Genomic DNA, 18,079 nt, shown 5'->3' with positions numbered 1-18,079 from the left:
TGGAGACGCGCTGCCATAGCTCTCCACGCACAGGCCACGTCGCTCCGTAAGGCAACAAAAACGCCATCCCCGGAGATGCACGCTCTGCTAAGAGCCGTTGCGACTCAACCAGGTCCACACAATAAACTGTGCCAGCCCGGCCATCTGTGGTCTAGCGTACTTTCGCGCCCTGGACAACCAGCGCACCAAAAATCTTCTGTCGATCTTCGGCATTGGCGTTGGCCTCTTCAGGATGCCACTGCAAACCGACCACCCACATTTTTCCTCTGTGCTCAACACCTTCGATCGTGCCGTCGGGAGCATACGCAGTAACGTCTAGTCCCTCACCAGTTTCATCTATTGACTGGTGGTGGGAACCCCGAACACTTATGTTCTGTCGTCCCAAGACCTTGGCGATCTTCGAATTTGGCTCAAGGTCAAGACGTTCGTCAACGAAACCCGCCTGATCCTCTGACCTATGGCCGTCAATGTGTTGCAGAATGCTACCGCCCAACGCGACATTCAACAGTTGTGAGCCTCGGCAAATTCCTAGGACCGGTGCATCACCGTCGATAGCACGCTGCAGCGAAAGCAAGCAGAATTGATCTGCATTGGCGTCCACTCCGACCATCTTCTCATCTACATCGGCATCAGAGAAGAAGCCTGGATGCACATCTGCCCCACCGAGGTAGATAAAGGCATCAATATCTTCGTGCCAGATCGTTCCTGTCGCCTGTCGCGCTTGGTCAGAGCTGTCTATAACGACTGGTCTTCCGCCAGCATTCCGGACTTCCTGTACCGAAACCAGCGTAAGATCATGCATAGCCTGTATTTCAGACTCGCCGAAATCCGGGGACCACAGCGCCACAATCACAGCTATCGCGGGTCGTTCATCGAGGACACAGTCTTCGTCAATTTGGTAATCGGCCAGTGTGTATCGCCGGTGCGCTTCAACGTTCAAAATTATCTCCTTCGATCTGCACTCGATGAACGCTTGTTGACTCCGACCAGAGTGGTCACAGCATGGGACCACTTCTAACCCAGGTATTACCCTATGCGCATCACGTCGCAAATGAAGAATGGAGCCCACAATTAGCAAACTCCATCCCTCTTGCAGCTACGACTCAAAGACGGACAACTTTCTTATTCATAAACTCTTCTATCCCCAGTGGTCCAAGTTCACGCCCTATGCCTGATCGTTTCACGCCGCCAAATGGCAAGTCTGGCTGTGAACCGCCCGCTTCATTAAAGAACACCATGCCCGTTTCGATTTGGTCAGCGACCTCAAGGGCCGCTTCTGGATCTTCTGTGAAGATACTTGAGCCAAGCCCGAAAGGCGAGTCATTGGCTAACCGCAGTGCGTCATCCACCGTTTTGGCCCGATATACGATCGCGACAGGTCCAAAGAGTTCTTCGTAGTAGCCGCGCATTTCCGAAGTGACATCAGTTAGGACAGCCGGACTAAAGTATGCCCCTGTATCGGAAAGACGCTGGCCACCGGTGTGCAAGGTGGCACCAGCCTTGACCGTATCCTGCACCTGCTCAATCAATTCTTCGAGTGCCTGTGCTGACGAGATTGGTCCAACAACACTGTTCGGATCCATCGGATCGCCGACTTGGGCATTTCTAAATTCCCTGACCAAGACTTGAACGAACTCATCGTAGTATTCATCCATCACAATGAGACGTTTTGGTGAATTACATGCCTGTCCAGCGTTACGCAGACGAGTTTGTGCAATTTTGGTAGCAACAGCTTGGACATCTTTTGTGTCCAACACAAGCAGCGGGTCGGAACCACCGAGCTCAAGAACCATCGGTTTAAGATGTTGGCCTGCGTTTTTACCAACTGCCACACCGGCACGTTCGCTACCGGTCAACGAGACACCAGCTATGCGCGGATCAGCGATGACGTCAGCAATCTGATCACTGGATGCATACATGTTGATGTAGGCATTTTCTGGGAGACCGGCATCGCCTAGTAGCTGTTCAAGAGCAGCAGCTGATTCTGGACAATTCCGTGCGTGCTTCAGCAACATCGTATTGCCAAGTATCAGGTTTGGTGCGGCAAAACGCGCTACCTGGTAGTACGGGAAGTTCCAGGGCATAATACCCACCAGCGCCCCAATAGGCTTCTTTTGCAAAAGCGCTCGACCGCCTTCAATATCGAGCTCCTCGTTGGCGAGGAGCTGTTCGGCGTTGTCGGCGTAGTAGCGGAAGATATCCCGAGAAGTTTCTACCTCCCCGATACCTTGAGCAACGGGTTTGCCCATCTCTCGAGCGATGATCTTGGCGAGCTCTTCTTTCCGTTCATCGAACAGATCCGCGGCTTTCCAGACGATAGTCTGCCGTTCACTTAAAGGGCGGCGGTTCCATTCGCGGTAGCCCTGATCAACCTTTTCAACGGCCTCTGCAACGTCAGCATCCGACATCTCTGGATACGTTGCTTCAACCTCGCCGGTTGCTGGGTTCATTACCTGATACATTTGGCGGCCTTTCCACGCATAATATTGCAAAGTCTTGAATAAAAAGTCTTGAATAAGTGGTCGCAGGGAAAGCGGTCTCGTCGAAATACGCGAGACCGCTTTACCCTTCCCGAAGGTTTATACCTGCATCCGGTCAGACTGCATGTTCGCAGTGGTTACCAACCAGTCGAAGAGGGCTTGCTGCTGCTGGTCTGTAGCAGCGTTGTCTTCTGGATGCCATTGGATAGCCACCACAGGCTTTATTGAATCCACTGGTTCCAGGGCTTCAACAATGCCATCTTGCGCCCTTGCCACAGCCCGGAGTCCCGCGCCGATCTGATCTACAGCCTGATGGTGATAGGAGGAGACACGAATTTGGTCATGCTCATTGAGCACCGACGCAAGACGGGAGTCCGCTGCAATGTCCACATCATGAAGACCATTGCGGTGCATCTCGTGTTCGGGAGGCAAGTCCTGCATCAACGTGCCGCCGTGCATAACGTTCAGCATCTGGAAACCGCGACATACAGCCAGCGTCGGGAGCCCTAGTTTCAGCGCAGCCGCTAAGATGTCTCGTTCGAATTCGTCCTGGTATTCATAGTCGGCGACTTTAGTATCGGAGCCAGCTTCCTGGCCGTACATCTCAGGTTTAATATCATTTCCACCGGGGATAAGTACACCATCGAAACCAGCTAAGCGGTCAAGTGGTGCCAGGGGCGATTCAGCAAATAACGTCACTGGTTCGCCACCGGCACGGACCACACTTTGCAGCAGGGCCGTAGCTACTGAGTTTCCTGAGAAACGTAGACCACTGACACTATTGGCCCACATCCCAACGACAGCAATCTTCGGAACTGTCATGTGGCATCTACCTTTGACTCCTCAAGTGGGAACTTGAGTGCTGGCATCCACTTCTCCCAAGCCTGCTTCAAGCTACCGTTGCGAATCGACGCTTCGAGACCGCGATTAATCGCTTCTCGTAGCTTGTCGTTGCCCGGGGTAACTCCGATGGCCCAACGGTTTTGAGTTTTTATGGTGAAGGCTTCCTCGAGGTCCTCATCTTGCTCAGCAACCGGCAGCATGACGACGTCGTCATCAACGAACGCGTCGATTCCACCGTTCCGAGTTGCTTCAATCATGGCACCAAAGACATCTTCACCTTGAAAAGGCACCAACACAGCACCCTCGAAAGTTTCAGCCAGCGCCATGTTGGCGGAATTGGCAATCGCACCAACTTTCAGACCGTCCAATTGGACCGGTTCAGTAATACCTGATCCCGATCGCACCAGGATGGTTTCATCGAAGATCGCATACGGTTGGGTGAAATCTACTTGGCTGGCGCGTTCATCCGTAATGGCTTGGCCGCACCAGACGGCGTCCACCTCTCCGGAATTCACCGCAGGGAGCATTTGTTCCCAATTCAGGTAGACCCATTCAAATTCTTCACCGATATGGTCGAATACGATTTGGGCTGCTTCTGGTTCATAACCTACCCGGTTACCCTGGTCATCTTTCAGGTCGAATAAGGGTAGGGCTTCGCTGTCGATACAAGCGATACGTAGCATGCAATGTCTCCTTGAGGTCCGTTTACCAACTGGTTATGGGATGCTGGCCCAGTATTGGGTGAATTCCCACTCGGTCAGAGTGGAGCAATAGCGAGCCCATTCGTCCTTTTTGATATCGAGGTAGACGCCGGTGACTTCACTTGGAATGGTATTCATAAGATATTTGTCAGCTTCGAACGCGTCGATGGATTCGCCCATGGTGCGTGGCACAGTCCGACCTGCGAAATCCGATACAGGGCCCATCGGTTCGCCAGCATTCAGGTTGTTAGTAATACCATCATCCATGGCGGCCAACAGGTAGGTATGAGACAGGTATGGGTTCACCGAGGCGTCTGGCTGGCGGTATTCCATACGACCGTTTGCCGAGATGCGCATGGTCGCGTCACGTCCATCCAGTCCCCAGCTGAGGTCCATGGTTACGTACTGACCGACATCCCAGAAGCGCTTATACGAGTTCACCGTTGAGTTCATCACAAGCGCTGAACCAGGTGTGTGCTTGAGAGCACCAGCAATGGCGTTCTTTGCCAGCTCGGTTGCGTGAAGCTCGACACGACCGTCTTCAACTACGTTTTCATTCCCCCGCCATAGGCTGAGGTTGTGGTGACACCCATTGCCCATTTTGCCGTTATACGGTTTCGGCATGAAGCTTGCTTGCATATCGAGTTCGCGCGCAACCTGTCGGCAGATTTGACGGTAAGTTGTCATGCGATCTGCAGTGAGGTTCGCCTGATCGTAGTCCCAGTTGAGCTCGATCTGACCGTCGTCCTCGTAATCCCCCTGGATCATGTTGAAGCCCATGGCCTGCGCGTAGCCGATGATCTTCTTATAGACCGGACGCATGCGCTCCAGGTTTTCGACCTGATATGCAGGCGAGGCGCCATCCTTGACGATAACATCTGCCATCGAACCGACCCAAGTCATCTCTGGCTCTAGACCGGAACGTAGTTCCAACCCGGTTCGATCTGTGAATTCCTCATGAGTGATCTTGAACAGTGAACGCACATCTGTAGGTAATACAGAACCACCAATGTCTCCGAAGTGGAGCGGCTCATAGGCGCGGCACCAAATGGTCGCAACGGTAGTGTCCCACGGGATAGATGTGAACGTCTCAGCTTCAGGCAATGCCCAGAACTCTTTGGCTTCAACGCCGCCATGAACCATTTCCCCTTCGCGGGTAGTTTGGAGGTCAGCCATAGCAGGGCGGTGCATGGCAATGCCCTTGCGCAAGAAGCGTTCGAAGTGCTGTGCTGGAACAACTTTAGCTACTACGCGTCCCTGCATGGTTGGGATCTGATAGTAGATATATTCTGTGCCAGCCGCCTTGATTTTCTCACCAAGTTCAGCAATAACCTCTTTGGACATGTTGTGGTCACGATGGCGTGCGAAAGCGTCCTTGTCCGCGTAGCGTTTTTCTAGTCGCTCGGCAAGCGAGAGACCCTGTGGCGCTGCAGTTTGAGTTGCAGAAACTGTAGGTAGAGCGGTCATGGTAATCTCCTTGGAAAATCCTTTACGTTGTGGGGTTAGCTACGCTTTTGGAAGCGAATTGGGAGCTTCACTGGGCCAGTGTTCCCGGAATCGGGAAGCCACTCATCGGCTCCATCCAGCTGTAAGTCGGTAATTGCTGTAGCAAGGGTAGCGAGCGCTACACTCATGTCAGCCTTTGCGATGTGTTGCCCGATGCATTGGTGTTTGCCTCCGCCGAACGTGAAGTGTGCTTTTCGGTCCTTCTCTTCGATATCGATCTCGGGATCCGGGAAAGCCTGCACGTCAGTACCTGACGAAGCGGTGAAGAGGTGAACTGTAGTTCCTTGTTTGAACTGAACCCCTTGAAACTCAAAATCTTCAACTGCTTCACGAGTAACCCAGCGAGTTGTAGGGTTCACCCGCAAGACTTCTTCAAGCGCGCTGTTCACAAGTTTGGGGGTTTGCCCCAAGAGCTCCCACTGTTCTGGGTTATGGATAAATGTCTGGATGGCCAGACCAAGCTGGTTGCGTGTGGTGTCCATGCCACCAAACAACATGAGTACAATCGCGTTTCGAAGTTCCTCCGGTGAGAGACTATCGCTGTCACTACTCTGAGTGACGAGCGTGGAGATGACGTCGTCAACGGGATTTTCTCGACGCTCTTGGATCAATGTTTCGACAAATTCGTAGAGCTCGTCAACGGCAGTATCAATCTTGTCGATTTCTTCTTGGATATTGACTGAGAGCGCTAGTCCGATGGTGTCAGCGCGATCGGCAATAAATTCCCAGTGCTCTTCCGGCAAGCCCAACATGATGCAGAGCGCTCGGGTTGCGAATGGTGCAGCAAAGTCGTTGACGAATTCGATAGAGCCCTTATCCGCAATATCGTTCACCAGTTCATCGGCCAGTACCTGGAAGCTCGCTTTGAGTTTGCGAGCACGAGCCGGCGAAAAAGCCGGGTTGAGTAACCGACGAATACGAGTATGCTCCGTCCCCTCAAGCACGAGAAGATTTTTGCTCCACCATGCATAGAACGAACCGCTATGAACACCGTGGTGCTCCGGCCATTGCGCACTGCCCTGGGATAAAGACTTACTACGAAGCAAGGAACCCACTTCAGCATGACGCAGCACAGCGTACCCGTAGTTTGTCCGAGCAATCCAAGACTCGTCTCGAGCACGTCGAACTTCCTCAGACTGCATCGCGAAGCTCGGGTCGGCGATATTGAAGTACGGCCCCTCAAAGGCCTCTTCTGAAACTTGTGTCATGCCACTCCTCATAAATACATTCATTTTGAGATGTTTTATCCTTGAATGTGACTCAGCTAATCATAAAATCTGCTGTGAGGCAACTAACACAGCAAAGAGTTGCGCGGCACTTGAATCAAAATCTTCGCCTGGATGCTCCGAGACTGCCACAAAGCCTCAAATAAATAAAGGGAAATACATTTATTTATTATGGTCGAACGTAATAAATGCCCTGTGAGTTGCACCACAAGATTTTTTCGATAATGATCTAGTATCGAATGTTTTAAAAACTGCTAGGCGCAAATACACAGTTCGCCAGTGAAAGGAAGCTCCATGACTACAGATAAACCACTCCAAATCGCTGTTGTGGGTTCTGGTCCAAGCGGCTGCTTTCTCGCGCAAGCTCTCAACCGGAAACGCCCCAATGACATCATCATTGTCTTTGACCAGCTCGCTGCTCCGTATGGCCTGATCCGCTACGGTGTGGCAACAGACCATCAACAAACCAAATCAATCACACGGCAGTTTGATCGCCTCTTTGCAAAAGAGAATGTCAAGTTTGCCGGCAATATTGAAATTGGTGCTGATATAAAAATCGAAGATCTCCGCGAGCAATTCGACGTGGTGGCGCTGGCCACCGGACGCCCCAATGCTCGTCAGCTAGATGTTCCCGGAAAAGATTTAGAGGGGGTCTATACGGCCGCCGATCTCATCTACTCACTGAACTCGTTCCGCGGGAAAACTGATGTCTTCTCAACGCTGGGAGAGCACATCGTGCTAGTAGGTGGCGGGAATGTAGCTCTGGACATTTTGCGCTTTCTGATCAAAGAACACACGGACTACGACGGCAGCGACATCAATGACGACGCTTTGGAAGCCTATCTTGATGCTCCGGTCAAATCAGTCACTGTTCTCAACCGCTCTAGTATTGATGAAGCGAAATCCGATTCAGCTATGCTGCGAGAACTTGGAAGCATTGAAGGAGTACGGTTTAGCTCCAATCACAGCCCCAAGGACGGCCTCGACGAAAACTCAGCGGCGGCTCGTCGGCGCGCTGCGGTGGATTCACTTGTGACAGACCAGCCCTCAACACCTCGCGTTGAGGTTGGGTTTTGGTTCTCCACTGCACCAGAACAATTTCTGGGCACGGATACCCTCGAGGCAATACAGATACACGAGACTGAAACGCACGAGAGCTCTGAAATCCATGCGGACTCAGTTATTACCGCAGTCGGGTTTGAGGCTGACGACAAGTCACCCATCTACAAAGGCCACGAGAGCCTTATGCGAATCACCGAAGATTCAGGTCGAATCGAACCTGGGCTCTACCGCACTGGGTGGTTGAAACGCGGTGCGGTTGGCACAATCCCTGCCAACCGCGCGTGTGCACAAGATGTGGCCAAGGAAATTCTTGCTGATATTGACGGCAACCACATTCATACCGCAACAGAAAAACGAGGTATCGACGGACTGAGGCACCACTTGGCTGAAGATCCCATTTCATTCGCGCAATGGGTGTTAGCCAACGAGAAAGAACTGAGTCTCGCAGAGGTCAATCGCGTACGCAAGAAATTCGTTGGTCAGCAAGGGATCATCGATCAAGCAACCACACAAAGTTAAACCCTCAACGCTACAACAAAGGACATAGGATGAACATCCAAATTTTATACGGCACCGAGTCAGGCAACACTGAACTACTTGCGATGGATCTTGAAGAGAACATTACAGAGGCAGGCGAACACGACGTGGAGTTCGCTGATCTTCAAGAGTATGAGGTCAGCAGCCTCGACTCCTCGAAATACTACATCTTCGCGTGTTCCACACACGGCGAAGGAGAACTTCCTTATACTGCACAAGAATTTTACGACCAACTAGTCAAACAATCACCGGATCTTACCGACGTGTACTATGCGATGTTTGGTCTTGGAGATCGGTTCTACGAAGACACGTATAGCCAAGGCAGCGAAGTACTCGACAGCAAATTGCGTGAGCTCGGTGCCACCCGGGTAGGTGAATACGGTCGACACGATGCATCGTCTCTTGAAGTTACACCTTCCGACGCTGCACTAGAGTGGCTACCGCAAGCACTCGTAGCTTTCTCAGAAGTTGAGGAGGATGTCTCTGCCGCTAGTTGAGCGAGAGATCATAGCTTCGGGGCTCGTACCTGACGTCACCCCAAACCCCGAAAGTCGAATGCATTCTCGAATACCCCTTGTTGGTGAAGCTGTCTCCGGCGTTATACCACTAGGTTATGAGCACAGCCATGCAGGCCAGATAGCTACTGCTATATCACTTGGCGAATTGGCGGTAGGCGATCGCTTGCCTGCAGAGTCTGAGCTTGCTGATCAATTCGGCGTGGCCATCGCCACCATTAGGAAATCCTTAGCCGAATTACGCGACAAGGGGCTCGTAGAAACCCGACGTGGCAGAAGCGGGGGCACATTTGTCATCAAAGTGCCATTTCCAACGAGCAATCAAGTCAGTCAGTATCTGAATGGCATCAGCATCGTAAATTTACGGGACTTCGGAGATGAACGAGTCACGGTAAGCCGGGGCATTGTGCATCTTGCGTGTCAGCGAGCACAAGCAGCTAGTATTCAGACACTAGAATGCGCTGCCGAACGTCTTCTGAATGCAGAAGAGCCATCCGCACAGGCCAGCGAATATAGTAAATTTCACACGCAGCTAACGGTCGCAGCACAGTCACCACGCCTGCTACGGCTTCAGATGCGACTCCTCAGCGAAATCACTTCACTCCTCTGGTCCCCTGGCGGCGCTGGAATAACTCCTGACCTCGTACAACGGGATCACGAAGAGATTATTGAAGCCCTGAAACAACGCGAAGCCTTCAATGCGCAGCAATCGATGGAACGTCACGTCCAAGACGGCGTGTATCGACTGATCGACGCCAAATTAACCCTGCAAAGCCGATCTGAGACAGAGTAGGTTTCATGGAATTTGCTCACACCACAGCAGAGATAACCCTGCGACTGTCGGACTGGATAGAGAGTATCTTCCAAGACGTAACGCAAATAGGTTCAAAATTTGCTGACGTCATCGAACAGGATGTAGAAAGATCACCCAAGTTCTATGTCCCCTCGAGCGAACGCAAGAGGTTGTCGAAGATAGCTGCTGAATACCTCACCCATCAGCCAGCAACAGATGGGGTAGGACTGATTTTCCAACGGGAGATTGTAGACCCTTCGTCTCCTGCGCTGGAATGGTGGGTTCGCGACGAGGACCAATTTCATTGGCAAGAGTTTGACAATGACCCCTCCTCTCCAAGGTTCTACGACTATGAACAACTGGAGTGGTTCCGTGGAGGTTTTGGAGCCGAAGCCCGAACTATTGCCGGTCCATACATCGACTATCTTGGGGTCGACGAATATATAACGACTTGGACAATCCCCCTCATCGTTGGGCTTCAAACCGTGGGAGTCGTCGGCATGGACCTCAAAGTTGACACTCTGGAAAAATGCCTCATCCCGATACTTCGGAAAGCTCCCAATAGTCGCGCTGCGCTGGTCAATGAGGGCGGTCGAGTAATCGTCAGCACGATCGGCCCTTACGGCTCAGGAGCCCTGATCGAGAGCGCACCGACCGGATACGCACTAAAACCGCTCAACGTAGCCGACATGCACTTACAGTTACTCGTTGAGGAAAGCTAAACCGCTGCCTCAGGAGCTCAGCATGAGCACTGCAATCCCACAAAGACGAGCCTGCTTGCGCTGTACCCAGCCCCACCCGGGCGGCATTTCCAGCGATGTTACAGCCCTATGGAACATTTTGCTTTGAAGCTCTTGAAAACCTTCAGACAAGAAGGTATTAATAGATGAAAGTAAAATGTGACTCATACAACACACCAGCGGTGAACGTCACAGGCGAAAAAATATTGACCGACTGAATTTCATCCACTTCTGCAACGCGGATAGTGCCACGATCCCCCGGCACTATCAGCTAACCAGTTTGGGTCGGTATTTCCTCCGAGACTAAGGAATACAGTGCTTTCAACTCTTAAGTCTTCCGCTACTCAGACTTGCACGAAGCTGACCTTCAGCGCTTGTGTACTGCCCGCAGTGTCCGCGATACACGCTGGCAAGTATGCAGCTACGAAGCCGATCTACGGATCTTATTATGGAGATTTCTCACCCACAGCACACTAAAACAAATATTGCATCAGTAAATGTTTAGTGATGGCGAAACCCCGCACATTCTTCCGCTCATCTACGAGCACCTCACTCACCAACGACAACTACAAATCACCCACCGCAATGTTGTCATTTCTTATGGAGATTCAAAACTATGGAACTTATCGGCGACATAATTGTCTACAGCATGATGGTTGCCCTCATCATTGGTGCAGCTGCCCATATCCTCCGCCCCAACTCAGAGCTTGGCCTGGAGTTCAAACAAGGCATTCTCACTATGGGGCATATTTTTATTCCCATCGCCGGAATCATGACACTAATTCCGGTCTTGGTCCCCCTGATCAACTCGGTCGTAGCCCCGGTATACTCCGCGGTTCAATCAGACGCTTCCATCGCAGTGAGCACTTTTATTCCGGGCGATCTCGGTTCGTATCATCTTTCGCACGCCGTGGCGGATAGTCACGGTGCATGGATTCTCGCGTTCACTGTGAGTATTACAGCCGGTGCAACAATTGCGTTCTGCATTCCAGTGGGTCTATCAATCTTACAAAAGCGAGACCATAAGTACCTTGCCCTTGGCGTTATGTCAGGGTTTCTCGCGATTCCCTTTGCTTCATTGATCATGGCACTAGTACTGCTGCAAACAGGCGTTCCACTACGCGAGGGTCTTGAAACCACCGGCCCTGGGACACGCCCATTCGACCTTTCATTGCCTGAAATTCTACTCAACATTGTTCCACTAGCGGTCATTATGGTCTTGCTGTCGCTGGCCCTACGTTTCTTCACCCAAAAAATGATTGCTGCGTTCCTCATTTTCGGACGTGCGATCCAGATCATTACGACCATCGCCGTTGCGCTGTCGATCGTCGAATACTTTACCGGCGTCTTTTCCGCACTATTTGGCGGTTGGCCGTTAGCCCCATTCATGGCCGATGCAGAAGACCAAATGCGAGCATTGGAAATCGTTGGTGCAATTTCCATCATGCTGGCAGGTGCCTTCCCGCTGATCTTCCTCGTCAGAAAAGCACTAGCCAAGCCACTTGACGCAATGGGGAAACGAGTGGGACTGTCTGAAGCAGGCATTGCTGGTTTCTTGGCAGTAGCCGCCAACGCTGTAGCACTGTTCCCTCTCATTCGTCACATGCCACCGAAGGATAAGGTGCTCACACTGGCATTCATGGTGTGTTCAGCCTTCGCAATCGGCGACTACCTGGCATTCACCGCCACTTTCCAACCAAACATGATCGTTACCATGATCGTCGGAAAAATTGGCGGCGGACTGATCGCAGTACTGTTCGCCATATGGTTAGCCTTGCCGTACGCGCGCACTCTCGAGCAAACGGACATTGAAGCAGACCGCCTAGCGGCGGAAGCTTCCGAGCGCGAAACAGCCGAGGAAGCCGCCCTTACAGCAGATTCAGAAACTGCCGCTGCAAAAGTCTAATACCAACCAGACAAAATGATGGTGGCCTGGAAGCGTTTAGAGCGCTTCCAGGCCACCATCATTTTTGAGGCTCAGCTGCTCATGAGTCCTCAGCTTCTCAGAAGTTACCGTGGCAAAGATGTATCAACGCTGCTCAGTTAGGAATCTTTTGCCGCAGCGTTAGCAGCTTGTTTCACGATTGCTTCAAAGAGTGTGGCCAAGTGTTGTTTATCGGCTTGATCATCCTCAGGATGCCATTGGACCCCAATCACCCATGACTTGTCAGGATGCTCGGTCGCTTGCACAATCTCGTCACGGGCAAATGCCACGGCGTTGAGCTCCTTGGCTACCTCGTTTACCGCCTGGTGATGCCCGTTTCGCACCGTGAGTGTCTTGCTACCAAGTACTGTGGCTAGACGACTGCCCGCCACAATATCAACCGGTTCGTCAATAAAGGCAATTTCTCCGGTTTCTTCATCAAGAACTTTCCGGTGCCCGTCGACGTGCTGGTGGATAGTACCGCCCAGCGCTGCGTTTAGCAGCTGTGAGCCCCGGCAAATTCCCAGAATGGGCATATCGTCAGAGACTCCTTGTTGAATCGACTCAATGCAAAATTTGTCAGCATGGGGGTCTACGCCTTCGAGTTTTTCTGCGAGATCAACATCGGAGAAGAAACCCGGGTGGATATCTGCTCCCCCGAGATACACGACGGCGTCGAGTCCGCGAAGCCAGTCGGTTCCGGATGCCTGACGCTTGTCGTCCGAACTATCGATGACCACGGGTCGACCACCGGCATCCCGGACAGCTTGTGTTCCGTTGGCGGTAAGGTCATGAGACAACTGTGCGGCCGAGTCACTCATATCAGGCGCCCACAGTGAGACCACTACACCAACAACAGGGCGTCCATCGTCTTCAAAATCTTCGTTTTTCTGAAAGTCTGCCAGTTTCAGACCTGGATGTCCCTGCGTCGTCACAATTGCTCCTTCTTCCAAGTGATACATCCAATATTAGATGTATCCCAGAGTCTATGTGTGCAGCAATCACAGTTCAAAGAGATGGTACTCGTGCGCATGGCCTCGCGCAGCTCACAATTGACTTTCCCGGCCGACGCTAATTCTCGACTATTAAGTAGATCACACGTGCTGCTCTCTTAGCTTGATTTTGTGGTCAGCCCTAGTCCACCACGATAGCCTTGAACGAGTACTTATGATCGCTGATTCTAGCGAATTCAACACGTTGCGTATCGCATCATACCGGGTGCAATACGGTCAGGAGATTTGGTGTCCAACAGCTCAATTATGACTACCCACGTCACGCCGTCCAAAGGGCAAAAAGTCCAGGCGGATCTTGCTCGCACGTGGCTGCTAGTCAACGCTGTGCAACCCGATCGTTTTGGTCCTGCCGACGAATCTGCCGCTGACGTCGTCGTGTACGACATCGAAGATGCCGTGGCTCCGAAAGATAAGGAGCTCGCCCGCAAGAACGTGGCCGACTGGTTTGCCGCCGGCCACACCGGCTGGGTTCGCATCAACGGCTACGGAACGCCCTGGTGGGAGCAGGACGTCACAGAACTCGCGCGGTATATTTCTCATGAGCTTGACGGTCCGCACCACAACGGTGGGCTGCTTGGCGTCATGTTGGCCATGACCGAATCGACCGACCACGTCAACGAAACCGCTGCGCGTCTGCCCGGTGTGCCAATCGTTGCGCTGGTGGAAACCGCTCGCGGCCTGCAGCGCATCAACTCGATTGCAGCAGCTCGTGGCAACTTCCGCTTGGCGTTCGGCATCGGCGACTTCCGCCGTGACACTGGCTTTGGGGGTTCGCCGATGGCACTGGCCTATGCACGCAGTCAGTTCACCATCGCGTCGAAAGCTGCCATGCTGCCCTCCCCGATTGATGGTCCATCCCAGGGCACCTCGGGCAAGGTACTAACCGAAGGTGCATCGGTCGCCTCCGAGTTTGGTTTCACCGGCAAGCTATGCCTGTTACCAGAGCAAACGGCGACCATCAATGAAGGCCTGAGCCCATCACAAGAAGAACTCACCTGGGCCCACGACTTCCTGGACGAGTTTGAGCATGACGGCGGCCAAATCCGCAACGGCTCTGATCTGCCCCGGTTGGCTCGCTCCAACGGCATCATCGAGCTGGCCGAAGCACTGGGCATTGCATGGTGCCGCCCTGCCACTTCGGACAACTACACGTCGGCACCAACGGATACCTACCACTACTAAGAGACAGAATCCCCAATGTTCCGTAAGCTAGCCCAGTGAGCTCACGAGTACATTGGATAGTGGATATGACGAATATTGGGTTGTGCTAAATGGCGCAGTCAGACGAGCAGCGCCTGTGGACGCGCGATTATTTTTTGGCATTTGTTGCATTGGTCGGTGCCCAGTTAGTCTTCATCACCTTGATGACGTACATGGCGCTCTATGCGGTTGAGCAGTTCCAGGCAACCGACACCGGCGCGGGGTTTGCGGCAAGTTCCTTCGTCCTCGGCGCGGCGCTCTCACGCCTGGCAATTGGAAAATACCTCGACTTCATCGGGCGCAAACGCATCCTACTGGTCGCGCTAGCCCTCTACGTGGTCTGTTCGCTGCTCTATCCGCTGGTCGATCAGTACAGTCTGCTCATCGTCATCCGTCTGGTGCAGGGCTCTGGGTTCGGAGTGATCTCAACGACTGTTGCCACCGCCGTCATTGACCTCATTCCGGCAGCACGTCTCAGCGAAGGCCTGGGCTACATTTCCCTTGCGGGCACGCTTTCCAATGCGGTCGGCCCACTGGCCTCCATCCAGTTGAGCCAGAACGCCTCGAGCGTCTGGGTATTTGGTTTTGCCACCCTGTGTGCGCTCATCGCCCTGCTTGCTGTCCTCCCCATGCACATCCGAGAACGCAAGCCAACTCAAGACGAATACGATCGACGGTGGCGCATTCGTGGCTCAGATCTGCTGGATAGCAACATGCTGCCGGTAGCTATCGTGGCACTCATAGCCTCGGTAGGCTTTGCGATGGTGATGACCTTCTTGACACCATATTTGGTGAGTCAAAACATGGCCGATGTAGCATCGCTCTTCTTTCTCGTGTGGGCGCTTGCCATGCTCGGCGTCCGTCTCTTCGCGGGTCGCATGCATGATCGCCACGGTGATAACGCGGTCATTCCGGCCGCACTCTGCTCGCTGGCCTTAGGGCTCGCCGTGGTAGCAGTCGCTGACAACGCTTGGCATTTCGTCATCGCCGCCATTCTGGGCGGGATGGGCCACGGCGGTGTGGTCCCGAGTCTACAAGCGGTTGGTATCCGCCGCACGACCACCAACCGTATTCCCGTCGCGACGTCAACACACTATCTCGCCCTCGACTCTGGTATTGCGATCGGCCCCGTGGCGCTGGGGTTCATGATCGGCGTTGCCGGGTACCCAGGCCTTTACCTGGCCGCTGCTGGCATTGTCCTACTTGGCGTGCTGGTCTACTGGATCGCCCATGGGCGGCATGCTGATGGACATCGAATCACACGACAATGAGCCGGACCCTACCGATCAGCCTTCGATCACACCACAGCCGATGCGGTCACCGGCGTCACCCGTAGACAGTGTGTCGTCGTCCGGGGTGGTCCCATCATCCAGATACCGTTCGGGGACATTGCCATAGTTGTCTGGAGCGGAGTGGATCATCACGGCCGCGCCATCGAAGTCAAAGAGTTGGGATTCTTCGAGACGATCGGTCACCACGGACATTTGGGCGGTCCCGTCCTCATTGACCATCAGCACGGGTAGGTCACCGGCGTGTTCGGGGTGATCTGCCCCATCTTCACCTGGGATGTGACTGCCCGCTGACATGAAATTGCCGGTGTCTGAACCATCGGGCGCCTCACTGTCGGGTTCGCACTCACCGATTTCGTGAATGTGCAGACCATAGAAGCCGGCATCCAAATTTTCGGCATCAACGCTGATTTCAGTGGTACCGTCGCCGAAGCTAAACTCTGCCTGGCCGAGCGGATCACCCTGGACGTTGACCAAATCGGCGGTGGCTGCAGCCTCCTCGGCTCCGTCTTCGCTGTCGTCGTTGGTATCATTCGCGCAACCGGCCAGCGTGAAGGCGGCGAGCGCCGTCACCGCTAAAGTCAGGGTCCGGCGTGTGCCTGGTAGTGCGTTGTTCATGATGGCTTCCCCTTCCGTTGCGACATGAGTGCTTAGGCGAATCGTTCCCAGACTCGGTGGCTGCGGAGCGCTTCGAAAACGTGTTCGGCAACCACGTCAGGTTCTCCTACAAAGACCCCTGGTGCTTGGGTGTCGACACCGGCGGCAGCAGGAACTGGGCTTGCTGCGTCGAAGGCCATGGCTTTTGCATGCCGGAATGTTTCAGCCGCTAACAGCACGAGTCTGGGATCGACATTGCCGCTACCAGTCGGGTCGCCAACTTTGGCGTCTGTACCAGGAGTCTGCGTGGCTGGGGACGCCCCGTCGACGAAAATCACAGCATCGTATTCGACTGACCGGCCCACCAAATAGGTTTTTTGCACCGGTGTGCCGTCGGGCAGCGGATCCGCATTCGGTGCGATCACAACCGGCACCATCTTGCGATTAGCAATGACAGTGCGCAGTTGGTTGATGCGGGTGGTATCTGCGGTGGCGTTGTCTGCGATTGCGATACCAATGACTCGGCCATCGAGCGGCCAGGTCTGACCAACTTGCGAGAGGGCGGGGCTGGTCATGATGTCGTCGCGCGGCGCTGCACCATCGTCGTCCACGGACACTTCCAGGCCCAACAGTTCGGCCACCCTGTTTGCCAGGTTGGTGTCGATCTTGGCTAGCTGGTTGACCTGGCGCTGCCTGACGGTGGTCTCATAGCATTTGCCGAGTTCGAACGCGTAGCCCTGGATGGTGTGCTCTTGTTCGACCGGGCTGAGGCTGCGGTAGAACATGGTCGCCTGCGAGAAGTGGTCGTCGAAGGACTGGGCGTGCCGCCGCACCATCTGCGATTCGGCGATGTGTTGGGGGATGTCGATGAGGGCCTGTTTTTCTTCTTCACTTCCGGGTCGGTCTGCTCCAGCAAAAAACGGGCAACCGCCGTCCAAACTATTGGGTTTATAAGGGGCAACGCCCTCTTGCACGCCGTGCTGGTGAAAGCCGTCGCGCAACATGTCTGGGCTGTGTCAAGTTTTTTGGACAGTTTGTTCGGGGTTTTCTTCCTTGTTAAGCCGCTTGGGTTGATGCCGTCGCGGCGAGGTCTTCGTGGTCGGTCCAGGCACGAACCGGGGTGCGGTAGCCGAGGCTGGAATGGGGTCGCTGGCGGTTATAGAACACTTCGATGTATTCGGCCACGGCCATGCGTGCTCGGGGGCGGGTCGTGTAGACGTGTTGGTGGTACATTTCGTTTTTCAAGCTGGCAAAGAACGTCTCGGCGACGGCATTATCCCAGCACACTCCGGTGCGGCCCATTGACTGGGTGATGTCGGCTGCAGCGCAGTAGGCCGTAAATTCCTGCGAGGTATATTGCGTGCCGTGATCGCTGTGAACCAGCGCATCATCGGCGATTCTGCCGTGGGTGCGGGCCATGTCCAAGGCATCGATGACCAGGCTGGTTCGCATATGGTCTGCCAGTTGCCAGCCGATGACCATGCGAGTGGCAAAGTCAATGATCGTGGCGAGATACAGCCAGCCCTGTCCTGCTTGGATTCCAGTCATCGTTGCAACTGTCAAGTCCCGGGTTTTGTGGAGGGTCTGCGTATTTTCATTTCTAGGCTGCCGCCGAAGTGTCGGTTTCGGTCCAGTGGTAGTCGGTTTCGACTT

Annotated in this window: 17 protein-coding genes; 7 read left to right on the top strand and 10 right to left on the bottom strand. The window is 53.7% G+C overall.

What is annotated here, in order from left to right; all coding sequences use genetic code 11:
- Positions 1 to 151: 151 nt before the first annotated feature.
- The 6 genes from ACYVJT_RS08280 to ACYVJT_RS08255 form a co-directional block, all read right to left on the bottom strand.
- Entirely contained in the window at positions 152 to 940 is a 789-nt protein-coding gene (locus tag ACYVJT_RS08280) for a gamma-glutamyl-gamma-aminobutyrate hydrolase family protein (protein ID WP_343956177.1), read from the bottom strand.
- 163 nt (positions 941 to 1,103) lie between these two features.
- Entirely contained in the window at positions 1,104 to 2,462 is a 1,359-nt protein-coding gene (locus tag ACYVJT_RS08275) for an NAD-dependent succinate-semialdehyde dehydrogenase (protein WP_343956178.1), read from the bottom strand.
- Positions 2,463 to 2,579: 117 nt separating this feature from the next.
- The gene (locus ACYVJT_RS08270) at positions 2,580 to 3,302 is read right to left on the bottom strand and encodes a gamma-glutamyl-gamma-aminobutyrate hydrolase family protein (RefSeq protein WP_343956179.1); all 723 of its coding nucleotides are present in this window, start codon (positions 3,300 to 3,302) and stop codon (positions 2,580 to 2,582) included.
- Entirely contained in the window at positions 3,299 to 4,006 is a 708-nt protein-coding gene (locus ACYVJT_RS08265) for a substrate-binding periplasmic protein (RefSeq protein WP_343956180.1), read from the bottom strand. The genes ACYVJT_RS08270 and ACYVJT_RS08265 overlap by 4 nt, the downstream gene beginning before the upstream one ends.
- Before the next feature lie 33 nt (positions 4,007 to 4,039).
- Positions 4,040 to 5,491, bottom strand: a complete 1,452-nt coding sequence (locus tag ACYVJT_RS08260; protein WP_343956181.1) for a glutamine synthetase family protein — start codon at positions 5,489 to 5,491, stop codon at positions 4,040 to 4,042.
- Between the two features lie 35 nt (positions 5,492 to 5,526).
- Positions 5,527 to 6,738 (bottom strand): cytochrome P450, encoded by a 1,212-nt coding sequence (locus tag ACYVJT_RS08255; protein WP_343956182.1) that lies wholly within the window; start codon positions 6,736 to 6,738, stop codon positions 5,527 to 5,529.
- A 312-nt stretch (positions 6,739 to 7,050) separates the two neighbouring features.
- Here ACYVJT_RS08255 and ACYVJT_RS08250 point away from each other — a divergent pair, with 312 nt between their 5' ends.
- The 5 genes from ACYVJT_RS08250 (at position 7,051) to ACYVJT_RS08230 (ending at position 12,309) form a co-directional block, all read left to right on the top strand.
- Positions 7,051 to 8,337, top strand: a complete 1,287-nt coding sequence (locus tag ACYVJT_RS08250; RefSeq protein WP_343956183.1) for an FAD-dependent oxidoreductase — start codon at positions 7,051 to 7,053, stop codon at positions 8,335 to 8,337.
- A 29-nt stretch (positions 8,338 to 8,366) separates the two neighbouring features.
- Positions 8,367 to 8,852: a flavodoxin domain-containing protein gene (locus tag ACYVJT_RS08245; RefSeq protein ID WP_343956184.1), complete on the top strand. Its 486-nt coding sequence runs from the start codon at positions 8,367 to 8,369 to the stop codon at positions 8,850 to 8,852.
- A 58-nt stretch (positions 8,853 to 8,910) separates the two neighbouring features.
- On the top strand, positions 8,911 to 9,663 hold the full coding sequence (locus ACYVJT_RS08240) for a FadR/GntR family transcriptional regulator (protein ID WP_343956185.1): 753 nt from the start codon (positions 8,911 to 8,913) through the stop codon (positions 9,661 to 9,663).
- Between the two features lie 5 nt (positions 9,664 to 9,668).
- Complete coding sequence (locus tag ACYVJT_RS08235; protein WP_343956186.1) at positions 9,669 to 10,385, top strand: cache domain-containing protein; 717 nt, start codon at positions 9,669 to 9,671, stop codon at positions 10,383 to 10,385.
- Between the two features lie 634 nt (positions 10,386 to 11,019).
- Positions 11,020 to 12,309, top strand: a complete 1,290-nt coding sequence (locus tag ACYVJT_RS08230; protein ID WP_343956187.1) for an ethanolamine utilization protein EutH — start codon at positions 11,020 to 11,022, stop codon at positions 12,307 to 12,309.
- Positions 12,310 to 12,446: 137 nt separating this feature from the next.
- Here ACYVJT_RS08230 and ACYVJT_RS08225 read toward each other — a convergent pair whose 3' ends face one another.
- Positions 12,447 to 13,262 carry a gamma-glutamyl-gamma-aminobutyrate hydrolase family protein gene (locus ACYVJT_RS08225; protein ID WP_343956188.1) on the bottom strand — a complete coding sequence of 272 codons (816 nt, stop codon included), beginning with the start codon at positions 13,260 to 13,262 and terminating at the stop codon, positions 12,447 to 12,449.
- A 324-nt stretch (positions 13,263 to 13,586) separates the two neighbouring features.
- Between ACYVJT_RS08225 and ACYVJT_RS08220 the strand changes: the two genes are divergently transcribed.
- Both ACYVJT_RS08220 and ACYVJT_RS08215 read left to right on the top strand, forming a co-directional pair.
- Positions 13,587 to 14,522 (top strand): HpcH/HpaI aldolase/citrate lyase family protein, encoded by a 936-nt coding sequence (locus tag ACYVJT_RS08220; protein WP_343956193.1) that lies wholly within the window; start codon positions 13,587 to 13,589, stop codon positions 14,520 to 14,522.
- A gap of 89 nt (positions 14,523 to 14,611) precedes the next feature.
- Positions 14,612 to 15,811 carry an MFS transporter gene (locus ACYVJT_RS08215; protein WP_343956189.1) on the top strand — a complete coding sequence of 400 codons (1,200 nt, stop codon included), beginning with the start codon at positions 14,612 to 14,614 and terminating at the stop codon, positions 15,809 to 15,811.
- A gap of 15 nt (positions 15,812 to 15,826) precedes the next feature.
- Here ACYVJT_RS08215 and ACYVJT_RS08210 read toward each other — a convergent pair whose 3' ends face one another.
- The 3 genes from ACYVJT_RS08210 to ACYVJT_RS08200 form a co-directional block, all read right to left on the bottom strand.
- Positions 15,827 to 16,447, bottom strand: coding sequence for a superoxide dismutase family protein (locus ACYVJT_RS08210; RefSeq protein WP_343956190.1), 621 nt, complete (start codon positions 16,445 to 16,447; stop codon positions 15,827 to 15,829).
- Between the two features lie 32 nt (positions 16,448 to 16,479).
- The gene (locus ACYVJT_RS08205) at positions 16,480 to 17,430 is read right to left on the bottom strand and encodes a catalase-related domain-containing protein (RefSeq protein WP_343956191.1); all 951 of its coding nucleotides are present in this window, start codon (positions 17,428 to 17,430) and stop codon (positions 16,480 to 16,482) included.
- A 52-nt stretch (positions 17,431 to 17,482) separates the two neighbouring features.
- Positions 17,483 to 18,079, bottom strand: a 597-nt coding sequence (locus ACYVJT_RS08200) for an IS3 family transposase (protein ID WP_499418296.1), incomplete at its 5' end; no start/stop codon positions are given.

Source organism: Yaniella soli, from assembly GCF_054782375.1.
The sequence above is the reverse complement of the archived record's forward strand: the minus strand, read 5'-3'. Positions and strand labels throughout refer to the sequence as shown.